Raw genomic sequence first — 12,388 nt, forward strand, 5'->3', positions numbered from 1 at the left:
ATTACAGGTGACGCACTGCGCGCAAAAACTCTTGACGTGTGTTTTGACTAGATTTAAACAGTCCACCCAACGAGGTGGTGGTGGTGGCACTGGTCGCATCACGGATACCTCGAGCTTTAACACAGTAATGCACAGCATCAATTGATACCGCAACATTATTAGTATCTAGCAATGTCTGTAAGGCCACCAAAATCTGCTGAGTTAAGCGTTCTTGTACTTGAGGACGTTGTGAGAAAAATTGAACAATACGGTTGATTTTTGACAGGCCAATCACTTTATCTTTCGGAATATAAGCAACTGTAGCCTTACCATCAATAGTAACAAAATGGTGTTCACATGTACTTGTTAAGGTAATATCACGCACAGTGACCATCTCATCAACTTTCATTTTATTTTCAATGACGGTGATTTTTGGGAAGTTCGCGTAATCTAGACCTGAAAAAATTTCATCGACATACATTTTAGCGATGCGCTTTGGTGTATCCGCCAAGCTATCGTCAGTTAAGTCCAAATTCAGTAACTTCATGATCTCTGTCATATGCCCTTCAATCAGTTGCTTACGCTCTTCGCCTGATTTTGGTTGGATACGCAACGGGGTTTCAAGCCCTCTTGCTTCCAAAGCAGCATGCACCAATTCGGCTTCTTTACTCAGAGATGACATTAGATTCTCCACAAACGATATAACGATTTTTTATGAAAATGCAGGTGTGCGCTGTACTCTAAAACAGCAAGTTTAGATAATCCAGCATTACATCCATAGATCAGATGAAATATTTGCATCAACAAATATTCATTTTATCAGGATAGCCTTTGATGCTCCCCTCGGATATATCATCATTTAACTATAATTAATAACATATTTTCAGAGCTATTCTTTATCGAGAACGGCGATAAACTAACCCACCCGCGACACACAATGCGATAAACGCACTGTATAAAGCAGGTTCTAGTTTTCCGGTGAATGTCGTGGAAATAAAAGACAACATAGGGCCAATAAGCTGCCCGATTGCATAACATGTCGTGAGTAAACCCGCCATAAAACGGTTATGTTCCGGGGCCAATTCACGTCCTAGTTGCATTGACAACTGTACCGCACACATAAGCCCCCCACCAATTAGGATTGCGGCAATCACCAACCCTGAAATACCCGAAATAACTTCTGAGATTAATATTCCGATCCCTTGTAACCATAAAGTGATCGCTAATCGGTTTTGGGTTGTCGAGAAATTACGTAGTAGCATGGCGATTAGAATGCCCACCACCGCGGATATACCAAAGACCGGCCAAACAAATTGGGCAAATAAACTATCAGGGAAACGCTGCGCGGCCATTTGTGATAAAAATGTCGCTGGCAAAATATAACCAAAGCCAGCCAATCCATAGCTCCATACCAGTCGCTTGATTTCTGGCGTAAGCTGAAGTTTTTTTATTTCCCCGACAGGCCGATGCCACTGCCCCGTACGTGGAATATGGCAGCTAATGTATAGACTAAAAATTAGTGCTAACCCACCGTAGATTAACCAACCTTGGCTGGCAGATAATTGCCAATCTTGGATGGCTACCGCAAACAGACCGCTAAGAAATATTCCAGCTCCGGTTCCAGCAAATACCGCCACACTTAATGCAGGTCGATTTAATTTTGCTAAATTCTCATTAGCCCAAGCAACCACGAGTACCAGTGCCATGCCACTCGCCCAGCCAATAAAAAAACGGGCAATACTATGTAAAATAGGGCCATCAAGAAGTGCGGAAATCAAGGTTATCGCAACGGCACCCCATATTCCCAACCACATGCGTCTTTCAACGTGTTGACGCGCACGCATTGCATCAAAGGAGCCCAACAAATACCCTAAATAATTAAAAGCAGCGACCACACTGGCTGTAGAGAGTGTAAGTTGATGCTCTTCAATCATTAAAGGGACTTGGGGAGTTAGCGTAAAGCGCCCTATCCCCATAACAACAACGAGCGAAAGAAATCCACTAAAAGCAATATGGAAGGCGGCTGCACTACGGCTAGGGTGCGCCTGTTCATTGGCGGAAACCATAAATTCCTTAGTTTCATTTAGAATGCAATAATTAATCAGATTACTGTTTAACATAACATTAACAAAAATACAATTTATGTCCGTAAGGCTATCTAAGGCATTTATTCGCGCGAGACTTCTCGTAAAATCCAACGAAAAGCTATTCTTAATCAATTTCTATTCATTCACCCCTCGCGATATCTCTGCCATAATAAGCAGCACGACAAAATCTTAAGCCTCAATGGCAAAGCAGAATAATAGGGGTACTAATGGACATGTGTCATACCGCTGGGTTGATCTCACTTGAGCAAGCACTCGATAAAATACTCACTCAAACACAAACAGTGACTCACTCAGAGCGCATTCCGCTCACAGAATCGGCCCAACGCATCACCGCAGCCGACATCACCTCGCCAATGAATGTTCCCCCATTTGATAACTCTGCAATGGATGGATATGGTTTTCGTTTCGCTGAGTGGGATGGGAAAACCCCTATGCCTGTAGCAGGAAAATCATTCGCAGGTCAACCAATGCAAGGGGAGCTTCCGCACGGTAGCTGTGTGCGCATTATGACTGGCGCCCCTATTCCACAAGGTGTCGATACTGTCGTCATGCAAGAGGAAACGGAAGAGACAGCTCAAGGGGTCGTGTTTACAGGTACAGTTAAAAAAGGCAGCAATATCCGCCGTGCTGGGGAAGATATCGCAAAAGGTAGTAGTGTGATCCCCGCGGGTACTCTGCTATCCACGGCTCAATTGCCTCTTATTGCATCTTTGGGTATTTCAACGGTTGATGTACACCGCCGTCTAAAAGTTGCGGTATTTTCTACGGGAGATGAGTTGCAAGCGGTGGGTCAACCACTCAAAGAGGGGCAGATCTACGACACTAACCGTTTTACTGTTCGCCTAATGCTCGAAAAACTTAACTGTGAGGTTATCGACCTTGGTGTTATTCCTGATTCCCCTGAAAAACTCAAGCAGACCTTTATTGATGCAGATAACCAAGCTGATTTAGTGATTAGTAGTGGTGGCGTCTCCGTGGGTGAAGCGGATTACACCAAACAAATTTTAGAGGAGCTAGGAGAAATCGGCTTCTGGAAGCTAGCAATCAAACCCGGTAAACCATTTGCTTTTGGTAAACTCCATTCAGCGTGGTTTTGTGGATTACCGGGTAACCCAGTTTCCGCAGCACTCACCTTTTATCAACTCGTGCAGCCGTTGATTGCTCGCCTTTCTGGGAATAGCCAATGGAAAGCGCCAATGAAATTTAAAGTTCCTGTTACCACACCGTTGAAAAAAAGCCCCGGTCGTCTGGATTTTCAACGCGGGATCCTAAGCGTCAATGAACATGGGCAACTGCAAGTTGCAACAACTGGCCACCAAGGCTCTCATGTATTTAGCTCCTTTAGCTTAGCCAACTGCTTTATCGTCTTAGAAAGGGAGCGTGGGCATGTCGCGGTAGGCGAAACCGTTGATGTCGAAATGTTTAATGACTTACTCAAAAGCGAATAATGACCGTGCAAGAGCTTACCGATCAAGAGATGTTGCGTTATAACCGCCAAATCATTTTACGTGGATTTGATTTTGACGGGCAAGAGAAACTCAAGGCCAGCAAAGTGCTGGTCATTGGCCTTGGTGGTTTAGGTTGCGCAGCCACACAATACTTAGCTGCCGCTGGTGTAGGTCAACTCACTTTAGTCGATTTCGATACTGTTTCACTGTCTAATCTACAGCGACAAACCTTGCACCGTGATGCGACGGTTGGTCAACCTAAAGTTGATTCAGCTAAAGCACAGTTAGCCACAATCAATCCACATATTTGTATTGAAACGGTCAATGCACAGTTGGACGATGCGCAACTGAATGAACGGATAATGACCCATGATGTTATCCTTGATTGCACTGATAATGTGGCTATTAGAGAGCAGTTAAATCGCTTATGTTTCCAGCATAAGAAACCACTTGTTTCCGGTGCCGCTATCCGTATGGAAGGGCAGCTATCTGTTTTCACCTATCAAGAAGGAGAGCCTTGTTACCACTGCTTGAGCCGCTTGTTTGGTGAAAATAGTCTAACCTGTGTAGAAGCCGGCGTAATGGCGCCTTTGGTTGGTACGATAGGTACACTCGAAGCAATGGAAACCCTCAAATTGCTTACCCAATATGGCAAGGTCAATACTGGTAACGTGTTGTTTTTTGATGCGATGACGATGGAATTCCGCCAATTCAAACTGACCAAAGACCCCCATTGTGAAGTGTGCGCACACCAATAATTTCTTCCATTAGGGCGGTGACAAACGCACCGCTCGATTAAGAATATTCCTAAAAAATAAATTATTTTTGCTTTAACCTTATACTATCCCCTTTCGTGTTGGCTGACATCAATAAGCAGTCATCACTTTACATTTTTAAATAAGTTACTGAGAGTATTTAATATGCAATTCCCTCCTTGCCCGAAATGTCAGTCTGAATACACCTATACTGATAACGATATGTATATCTGCCCTGAGTGTGCGCATGAATGGAATGATGCCGAGCCTGTAGAAGAAAGCGATGAGTTGATCGTTAAAGATGCTAACGGGAACCTATTAGCGGATGGCGATACCGTCACTGTCATTAAAGATTTAAAAGTGAAAGGTAGCTCATCAATGTTGAAAATTGGTACTCGAGTAAAAGGCATTCGCTTAGTCGAAGGCGACCACAATATCGATTGTAAAATTGATGGTTTCGGCCAAATGAAGCTGAAATCTGAGTTTGTGAAAAAGAATTAATTAACTTGTTCAGTTAAATACTAAGACCTAGCTCAGCTAGGTCTCAAAGTGCGAATAAAGTCCTCATTTTTTATTGAGGAGTTTGATCTAAAAAGGTTCCAGTATCCCCACCTCGTCAGCTGACAAAATTCCCCCCATGAAACTATGATTAACTTTGATCTCAATCGGATGTTTGTATAGGCTGTACCGTAAGATATTATTAGTCTGGTAAATTAAGTGATCGATAAGAGCCAATTTAAAAATCTGAAGTTTTTTGAAAATGAGCCATTGGTTCACCATTTGAATTACCCTCTGTCGGAAACAGCCGAAAGAAACATACTGAATGGCTGGCTTCCTTCATGCATGGAAGATAAATGGCTATCATACAGTGAGGATGGCTGTGTTTTCGTTCACAGAAGCTGGACTGGGCATTTGATGTATAAATTCACGATCCGTGATGGAAAGATACAACGCGTAGAGATTGCGATGGATGATTTTGTGAATATGACTGTCGAGCGAAAAATCGAGGTCTTTTTATCACTTTTACCGCATTTATCAAAAGAGCATTCGAACGGTTGGGAGTAGCGTAGCCTCTCTGTATGATCAGGGCGCTACGTTCATCTCTATATGCTTGTTGTCGAATTAATTTCTTAGAAAGAATGATGTCTAGATTAGTCATCACCTTTGAGAACTCATTTAACGATAACAGTCTGTTGGCCTAGCTCAGCTAGGTTTCAGAGCGTTCACAAACTTAATGAGGCTTAGATTCGGTCTCGAAACATAATAAATGATGATTAGAAAAATCATTTTTTGACCGACAATACACATTGGGAAACCACACTGTTCCCGATGTTATCAATACATAATCTGCTAAATAATTTTTAGAAACGTGCTTAAAAGGATTGGTCAGTCAATAAAGCAAACGGCTCACAATAACGAAAGCGAGCCGTTTAAAGTCTATATAATACTCTTTAAAACATACTCGTTACTAATACCACAGTTCCCTGATATTCCCCAGCAGCAATACTTCCTGAACTATGTAATGTCGATTCCACATTAAAAGGCGTTTTTACATTCATAGCCGTATCAATCGTGTATTGTTCATTACCTGAAGAGCAAGTGTTGCGTGCACAGACCTTTGCTTCTGAATATAAGCCTGGTGCAAGAATGGTATTGCTGGTAGTGCCGTTACCGAGTAACTGTGTGGTCACTTTGGTATTCCCTGTACAGGTTACATACCCTGTGGCCGTTGCCTTATGTCCATTGAGCTGATTAGAATCCACCGTTCCATGATCCAGTAATGTCGACATCTCAAATGTACAAGCAATCGGTACTTCGGGTGTAGAACGTGTACAGTCCGTTTCATCGATGCCACTACCTGCAACTAAAGAAGATGATGTGTTATTCGCACCATATACATTCACCCGCCAACATATTCGTCTAAAATCGTTCGGATTCGCCACACTAGATATAATTATTGGAGCCGCTTGGCCTACCCCTCTAGTACCTGACATTTGAAACAGCGATAGATCATTTAAGACACTTTCACAACTCCGATTTGCGGTATACCTATAATATGAATGGTTTAATCCTCCAGATGAATTGATGTAGCGTGTTCCTGTCGGTGGTGGAGTTAAGAGAAAAGCGCCATACCTATCATAAGCAACGCTTCTTAGTAACAAAGTTATTTCAATTTCCACAGTACACTGGTTGACTGTTCTCATCCATGGAAACTGATTCACTGGCGCATAGTGGAAAAGACGGTATGAAGAAATATTGACATTAGAACAACTCCCATTCGTTAAATTTTGGGGGTTATAACAGCGCCCTGAACTCGAAGGGATCCTCACTTCATAACTGTTAACACCGATCCACTGCGAATTTATCCAAGGTGTTGATGCAAAACTTTTAGTGCCTAACAATAACAATACACTAAATAACAGATAATTTTTAAATAAACGTTGACCCCATATGTTTTTCATATGATCCTCGATTTAAACTGAATTATTGGCCCGTTGAAGACATATTTCAGCCACTTATTGGTAGCTTAGGGTGTATGTCATGGTGGCAGAAAAATTACCGGGTTTGATGCTGTTATTGGCAATCGCTCCCGCTTTTCCTTGAAGATAAGCACGTAATCGGATCGTCATGGCACCATTTTTTATCGGCTGTGATGGATAAGATACTCCACTCGTCGGATTCAATGGGAGTTTCACACCACTTAACGTTTCAATACCGATTGCGGCTCCCGATGCCTCACTATTGGCATCAAACTCTAAAAGCCCATCCGGCGTGGCGTTGCCATTAAAAATAGTCGTTACTGAATTTGCAATTGAAGCGTCACAATCTTTCAATTGAAGCTCAAATTCCTTACTTAAGATCCTGCTGTTTGAGTACAACTCTTTCGTTGAGATACTATTGAACTCAACAGAAAAGTTCTCAAATTCAGGCACAATTTCGCAGGGTTCTGCTACCAATGTGCCGCCATATGTCACTTGGCTACTATTTGTGGCAGCATATAAATTTGCAGAAAGCGCCCCCACCAACGAACTTACCCCTAAAAAAATACCCATATGCTTCATTTTTCCTCCTTAGGGGTACTGCAATGCAATGGTTGCAATCGCTTCAAAAGGGCCTTCCTGTAAGTTCACTTGTGGATCCTTTACAGGTACGGCATAGAAATTCAGCGCCGTAAAGCCATTACTAGGCAAATTAAAGGTGAAGTGGCTATTTGGTGCCACAACACTTCCATTTTCATTTCGATATAAACGTACACCGAGACCTGTTACATCGGCTTGTAACGCATTGGCATCAAAACCATTCGCAGCATCACCGCTATAAGACAGTGCTAAAGATGAAGGTCGTGACGTATAACTTCGACAATCTATATTTACGGTAAAAGGCCGTTGATGGTCGATACCGTTAATTTTATTGATACCTATGTCTTGGAAATCAATCTGTATTGATTGATTAATTCCTTTATCGCTATAAACATCACAAGGGGGATTTTCAAGTAATGTTCCTTTAAATTTCACATCCACGGTATTGGCTAATGCAGGCGACATATAAGCGCCTATCATAAAGGCAAACATGGGCTTTATTAGACGCCTGTTTTGTTTGCTCATCATAGGTACTCCACACTTAATGTGCCTGATGCATTGAATACCCCAGCATTCACCGAACCCCCATTTTTTAATACAGGGACTGCGGTTAATTTAGGTAATGTGTTAAAGTAGAAATCAACCCAACGTCCTGGCTCAGTTGCCGTGCCATCAACGCGAATTTCTAACCCCAAATCACTCTCTGATGTTTCAAGATACTGGGTGTTAAAACTGGCTGGCGTTCCACTAAATTTGAGTTTCAATGCTGGATTATTCGCAGAGCCATCACAAGCTAATGTGTAAGGGATCGACGTTTCATAACGCTGTCCATCAATATCCTTAATAACCATGTCAGGGAAATCAACAGTGATAATTTGGTTTTGATTAACGGTACAGGTTTGCTGTAATACTTTGACTTTAATCCTTAAAGTATAAATATCCGCACTAGTATTGGTACTCACTAATAAAATGCTACTGAGCACTAGGCTACGCAAACACCTCACCCGATGAATAAACGATTTTTTCATTATCACTGCTCCTATTCATAGAGCATCTGGAATGAGATCACCGCATGGTATGCTCCAGCGATTAAGAGTGATCCCGTCCTAACCGGTGTAATCGTGTAGGTCAGTTGACGTTGGCCAGAGGGTAATAACACAGGGTGACTCTCTTCCCCTAAAGACAAAACCGTACCTGACGCATTACTTAGCTGTAACCCAAACCCTTTTGCCCCCTCGACTAAAGCCAAATTAGGCATTTCATTTGTTGATGGTGCTACAAAGCGTATTTTTACCGCTGGCTGAGAGTGACTCCACGCTGTTTGTCCTGTTTTTTCATCAAGTAATGATGTTGGATGAGAAATACAATCTAATAGCTCTATTTGAAAAGGAACCGCCCGCCCTTTTGCCCCAATACGATTAAGTTGCGCAGTTTCAAAATTACCCATATCAATAGATTGGTATTCAGATGTCATCGCTAAGCGGCACGGACTTTCCGATAAAGAACCACGAACATACAACACGCCTTGTTGACCATCGACATCCCAATTATTCGCTGAATTATATAGCTGAGTATTTTCATTCATTGCCCATCCCAATGGCGCCCCTATTAGCAGCGTCCAAAAGATAGCCAATCGCTTATGTAAAGTCATTTATCTACCCTCTTTCATAGGCACCATTAGCCTTATTTCTCTGCTGCATCTGGATCAACATGGCACGTACTTCCTTGACAACTGAAAGTGAGATTAGGGCGACCACCATAGTCATTAACATAAGTCAGCACTGGCGTATTACCGAGTTGATGACTATTCACGCCAAGATTTTGCTCACTAAAAGGGGCTAGCATAATCGGCTTAAAATCTTTAATTGGTGCAGACTGATTACTTTCACCAGCTTCAATAACGGTGACATAATAAGGCGTTGGATTATTTATCGTTACGCTATTCCCCTCTTTTAATAAGGTTAATTTTTGTTGCCAAGGAACGGTATTTGGTCCGCTAATAATGGCTTTTGGCCTATAAAAAAGTTTGACCCGTGTTTGTAGTGCAATTTGTAATGTATTGGGTTTATCACTTTTAGGCGGAATTTCCCGTAAGTTGAAATAAAACAACGACTCTCTATCTTGTGGTAATGAATTGATAGCGGGTAATGCTTCAATTTTTACTTGGCTTGATTTCGCAGGCTCAATACGTTGAATAGGCGGTAACACAATTAATGGAGAGGTGATTTTTTCTCCTTTTTCATTTTCTATCCAACCTTGAGCTAAATACGGAAGTTGTTTGTTATTATTAGCGACATTTAACGATACCGATTTCTGCATTCCCTCAAAAATGATACGCGTTCGGTCCATTGAAATAGCCGCTAATACATTGGTGCTGGATAACACGCAACTGGCTAACCCAACCCCTGCAATAAATTTGGTGTTTAGTTTCATTTAATCGTTACCTTCCTATGTAGTACCTAATGTGGTTTATCAATGATTGTTCTGGGCATTTAAGCTATATGCATGACAGCTATACACGGCACGGCAATAACAATGCGTGTTCACTATTTTGAAGTGGCTCAGGGAAGGTGATTTGACATTGAGCATCCCCCCCCCCACTGCACACTCATCACTTCATTTGCGTTGATCCCACTAACGTAAGCGCTTCCTGAATCACCGACGATGCCGACTTCTTGCCCTTTTTGATTAAAGATTTGAGCCCCAAATGGCGGGAAAGAATGATCTGCCAAACGGATCTCCACCATTCTCTTTTGCCCTGATATGACAGAGAATTTGCGGTAACCAACAGCACCTTCTGTCAAAGTGGCTTGAACAACAGATTGTTGAGCGTCAACATCATTAGGCAACGCATTGAGATCGATACTGGCTTTATTGCGATAATAGCTACTGAGCTCAGTCACTACCGCTTTACCAAATCGGTTTGACGTTATCGGGCTGCCATAACCTTTGATAGGAACATCAGAAATACCATCAGTATCAACTAATAGACGCGTTCCTCCCATCGAACTCATACGATGGAAAGCACCGCCATTTGGTGTTAGTGTTAAACCACCATTAAAAGAAGCTCCCACTGCGCTATATTGCCCACGCATATAGCTAGCATTAGCTGTAATGCGCGAAAGATCGCCTTGATGAGTCACGAACGCACTACTTGATAGCCCCTTACGCGTATTCCCTACACTCAATTGATAGCTATTACGTTCATCAGTGCTGTTGTAATACGTCATACGATTGGTTGTATCGTGACGGTTAGTATCGAGCGAGTAGCCGATTTGTACCCCACTGCCCCATGGAATATTCACCGATAAATAACCGCTATCGTCATGGCTCTCTTGGTAAATACTACGATTTGCCGAAACCGTTAGACTGACGTTTTTAATCGTTCCAATATCAAAATATTTGGAAAACATAACGCTGTAATAATCATTATCAGGACGATCCCAGAAGGTTTGATGATTATAATTGAGGTAAACAGATGCGCCTGCGTCACTAAAATTCTTGCTCATCGATACGGTGTATTGCTCCTTACTACTGCCGTAACGTTCACCATATTGCCTAGCACTTAGATAGTCAGACATAGTCATATAGTTGCGATCAGAAAAACGGTAGCCCGCAAATTGAATTTGACTGTCGATCGCTTCGAAACGTTTTGAGTAATTCACACGATATGAGCCACCATGTATGCGCTCTTCACTCGGTAATTTAGAAATCGAGTGCGTAATATCTCCTGAAATAGCCCCCAACTGAGCAAATCACGTCCTAGGCCTAATGAGAGTGCATTATAATTTTGGCTATTTAGCGTTCCACTGAACAAAGACCAGCCATTAGTCACCCCCCATGAAAACTCCCCTGTGGCAAAGCTATCACCTTGGCTATGTCGATCGATATCCGTTGGCTGCCCTAAAGCTAACTTATATTGCACTTGTCCCGGACGCGTTAAGAAAGGTAGACTTGCCGTATCTACTTGGAACTGTTGCGTCGAACCATCTTGCTCTTTTACAGTGACATCAAGCTTGCCGGAAACCGCATCACTCAAATCTTGAATACGAAATGGGCCAGGTGCGACCTGTGTCTCGTAAATAGTGCGTCCTTGTTGGCTAATCATCACTGTCGCGTTGGTTTGTGCGATCCCTGTTACCTCTGGCGCATAACCACGTAAGATCGGTGGCATCATATTGATATCCGAGCGCAAGCTACCACCAATAAAGCGGAAACTATCAAAAATATTTGACTGTAAGTAATCCTCACCCAGTGTTAGTTTTGACTGTAATGATGGAATTGCACGATAGGTATAAAAGCGGTTCCAACGAAAATCGTTATTCGTTTTTACGTATGACTGAGTATTATAATCTAAACGGCTTTGCCACTCTGCACGCCAGCGCCAAGCACCTGTATTGATGCCGACAAGCCCGTTACCATTTAGTGCATAAATATCGTTACCATCATTGTAAGAATGATTGGCTGTCGCGTTTAAATTGTAATCCAACATTATTGCTGGAATACCTTCATCCCAACGAGAAGGTGGATCCCAATTAGGTGCACTATATTCTAAATAAGCCTGAGGAACGCTTACATTTAAAGAAGATGTTGAAAAATCCCCAGTAATTGACATCCCTACTAAGCTATTAGGATCCACACATTGATTATCGTTCCACCATGCCAGTGAATTATAAGCGTCTTTCGTTAGCCCCAACTTTTGTGTTTCTACAGGTGAAAGACAGGGTTCACTTCCTTTTGGATCATTTTTAGGCGTAATAAATTTAACGGGTATTTCTGATAATTCATCGCCATTCACTCTGAGAGTCAAAGAATAGCTACCCGGTATAATATAGTTGGCGCGGGAAAAATGATTTAAATTAATATTTTTTTTATCTTCGACATCTAACACATCCGTGTTAAATTCAATATCATTATGAGCAATAGAGTTTATTGGGTATATATTTAACGCAACTGAAATATATAAACAAACCATATTTGGCCGATAGGAAACCAATTTATATGAATACATATAAGCA

The 12,388-nt window shown here is 42.1% G+C and carries 12 protein-coding genes and 1 pseudogene; 4 read left to right on the top strand and 9 right to left on the bottom strand.

Translation table 11 applies throughout. The features are described from left to right. Position 1: 1 nt before the first annotated feature. Both folE and M1E93_RS13965 read right to left on the bottom strand, forming a co-directional pair. The gene (gene folE / locus M1E93_RS13960; RefSeq protein WP_004917919.1) at positions 2 to 661 is read right to left on the bottom strand and encodes a GTP cyclohydrolase I FolE; all 660 of its coding nucleotides are present in this window, start codon (positions 659 to 661) and stop codon (positions 2 to 4) included. A 214-nt stretch (positions 662 to 875) separates the two neighbouring features. Beyond that, positions 876 to 2,045 (bottom strand): YbfB/YjiJ family MFS transporter, encoded by a 1,170-nt coding sequence (locus M1E93_RS13965; protein WP_036943552.1) that lies wholly within the window; start codon positions 2,043 to 2,045, stop codon positions 876 to 878. A gap of 248 nt (positions 2,046 to 2,293) precedes the next feature. On the opposite strand from M1E93_RS13965, the gene moeA reads away from it, so the two are divergent. The 4 genes from moeA to M1E93_RS13985 all read left to right on the top strand — a co-directional run bounded on the left by moeA (position 2,294) and on the right by M1E93_RS13985 (position 5,355). Beyond that, positions 2,294 to 3,535, top strand: a complete 1,242-nt coding sequence (gene moeA, locus M1E93_RS13970) for a molybdopterin molybdotransferase MoeA (RefSeq protein WP_053110319.1) — start codon at positions 2,294 to 2,296, stop codon at positions 3,533 to 3,535. Then, positions 3,535 to 4,293: a molybdopterin-synthase adenylyltransferase MoeB gene (gene moeB / locus M1E93_RS13975; RefSeq protein WP_104873348.1), complete on the top strand. Its 759-nt coding sequence runs from the start codon at positions 3,535 to 3,537 to the stop codon at positions 4,291 to 4,293. Before moeA ends, moeB begins: the two co-directional genes overlap by 1 nt. A 162-nt stretch (positions 4,294 to 4,455) precedes the next feature. After that, a complete protein-coding gene (locus M1E93_RS13980) occupies positions 4,456 to 4,791 on the top strand; it encodes a zinc ribbon domain-containing protein YjdM (RefSeq protein WP_004917906.1) in 336 nt (111 codons plus the stop codon). Positions 4,792 to 5,007: 216 nt separating this feature from the next. Beyond that, on the top strand, positions 5,008 to 5,355 hold the full coding sequence (locus M1E93_RS13985) for a hypothetical protein (RefSeq protein ID WP_169342108.1): 348 nt from the start codon (positions 5,008 to 5,010) through the stop codon (positions 5,353 to 5,355). A 386-nt stretch (positions 5,356 to 5,741) separates the two neighbouring features. Here M1E93_RS13985 and M1E93_RS13990 read toward each other — a convergent pair whose 3' ends face one another. The 7 genes and pseudogenes from M1E93_RS13990 to M1E93_RS14020 form a co-directional block, all read right to left on the bottom strand. Beyond that, complete coding sequence (locus M1E93_RS13990) at positions 5,742 to 6,752, bottom strand: hypothetical protein (RefSeq protein ID WP_060560676.1); 1,011 nt, start codon at positions 6,750 to 6,752, stop codon at positions 5,742 to 5,744. Positions 6,753 to 6,806: 54 nt separating this feature from the next. Further along, on the bottom strand, positions 6,807 to 7,352 hold the full coding sequence (locus M1E93_RS13995; RefSeq protein WP_014657790.1) for a fimbrial protein: 546 nt from the start codon (positions 7,350 to 7,352) through the stop codon (positions 6,807 to 6,809). 9 nt (positions 7,353 to 7,361) lie between these two features. Next, positions 7,362 to 7,895: a fimbrial protein gene (locus tag M1E93_RS14000; RefSeq protein ID WP_014657789.1), complete on the bottom strand. Its 534-nt coding sequence runs from the start codon at positions 7,893 to 7,895 to the stop codon at positions 7,362 to 7,364. Beyond that, the gene (locus M1E93_RS14005) at positions 7,895 to 8,398 is read right to left on the bottom strand and encodes a fimbrial protein (RefSeq protein WP_014657788.1); all 504 of its coding nucleotides are present in this window, start codon (positions 8,396 to 8,398) and stop codon (positions 7,895 to 7,897) included. The genes M1E93_RS14000 and M1E93_RS14005 overlap by 1 nt, the downstream gene beginning before the upstream one ends. Before the next feature lie 11 nt (positions 8,399 to 8,409). Next, on the bottom strand, positions 8,410 to 9,021 hold the full coding sequence (locus M1E93_RS14010) for a fimbrial protein (protein WP_004917893.1): 612 nt from the start codon (positions 9,019 to 9,021) through the stop codon (positions 8,410 to 8,412). Between the two features lie 32 nt (positions 9,022 to 9,053). Beyond that, entirely contained in the window at positions 9,054 to 9,803 is a 750-nt protein-coding gene (locus M1E93_RS14015) for a fimbria/pilus periplasmic chaperone (RefSeq protein ID WP_014657786.1), read from the bottom strand. Positions 9,804 to 9,882: 79 nt separating this feature from the next. Continuing rightward, positions 9,883 to 12,381, bottom strand: a pseudogene (locus M1E93_RS14020) (outer membrane usher protein). Positions 12,382 to 12,388 lie beyond the last annotated feature (7 nt).

It is taken from the genome of Providencia sp. PROV272 (genome assembly GCF_049901975.1).
In the GTDB taxonomy this organism is placed as follows: Bacteria; Pseudomonadota; Gammaproteobacteria; order Enterobacterales; family Enterobacteriaceae; genus Providencia; species Providencia stuartii.

Excerpts from the sequence above, each read along its gene's own strand:
- M1E93_RS14010 (WP_004917893.1), bottom strand. The coding sequence starts at position 9,021 with ATGACTTTACATAAGCGATTGGCTATCTTTTGGACGCTGCTAATAGGG.
- M1E93_RS13980 (WP_004917906.1), top strand. The coding sequence starts at position 4,456 with ATGCAATTCCCTCCTTGCCCGAAATGTCAGTCTGAATACACCTATACT.
- M1E93_RS14005 (WP_014657788.1), bottom strand. The coding sequence starts at position 8,398 with ATGAAAAAATCGTTTATTCATCGGGTGAGGTGTTTGCGTAGCCTAGTG.
- M1E93_RS14000 (WP_014657789.1), bottom strand. The coding sequence starts at position 7,895 with ATGAGCAAACAAAACAGGCGTCTAATAAAGCCCATGTTTGCCTTTATG.
- M1E93_RS13995 (WP_014657790.1), bottom strand. The coding sequence starts at position 7,352 with ATGAAGCATATGGGTATTTTTTTAGGGGTAAGTTCGTTGGTGGGGGCG.
- moeA (WP_053110319.1), top strand. The coding sequence starts at position 2,294 with ATGGACATGTGTCATACCGCTGGGTTGATCTCACTTGAGCAAGCACTC.
- folE (WP_004917919.1), bottom strand. The coding sequence starts at position 661 with ATGTCATCTCTGAGTAAAGAAGCCGAATTGGTGCATGCTGCTTTGGAA.
- M1E93_RS13990 (WP_060560676.1), bottom strand. The coding sequence starts at position 6,752 with ATGAAAAACATATGGGGTCAACGTTTATTTAAAAATTATCTGTTATTT.
- moeB (WP_104873348.1), top strand. The coding sequence starts at position 3,535 with ATGACCGTGCAAGAGCTTACCGATCAAGAGATGTTGCGTTATAACCGC.
- M1E93_RS14015 (WP_014657786.1), bottom strand. The coding sequence starts at position 9,803 with ATGAAACTAAACACCAAATTTATTGCAGGGGTTGGGTTAGCCAGTTGC.
- M1E93_RS13965 (WP_036943552.1), bottom strand. The coding sequence starts at position 2,045 with ATGGTTTCCGCCAATGAACAGGCGCACCCTAGCCGTAGTGCAGCCGCC.